1 pseudogene is annotated in these 256 nt (G+C 69.1%); it reads left to right on the forward strand.

Going from position 1 to position 256, the window contains the following annotated elements:
- Positions 1 to 256 (forward strand): annotated as a pseudogene (locus ATN37_RS33155) (acetyl-CoA C-acyltransferase); the annotation flags it as partial.

Genomic DNA, 256 nt, shown 5'->3' on the forward strand with positions numbered 1-256 from the left:
CAGGACGAAGGCATCCGCGCCGACACCACCACCGAATCCCTCGGCAAACTGCGTCCCGCGTTCAGCAAGGACGGCACCATCACCGCCGGCTCCGCCTCCCCGATCTCCGACGGCGCCGCCGCCGTCGTGGTGATGAGCAAAACCAAAGCCGAAGAACTCGGCCTGACCTGGATCGCGGAAATCGGCGCCCACGGCGTCGTCGCCGGACCCGACTCCACCCTCCAGTCCCAACCCGCCCGGGCCATCGCCAAGGCCT

Source organism: Rhodococcus sp. MH15, assembly GCF_019266045.1.
Lineage (GTDB): Bacteria > Actinomycetota > Actinomycetes > Mycobacteriales > Mycobacteriaceae > Rhodococcus_F > Rhodococcus_F qingshengii.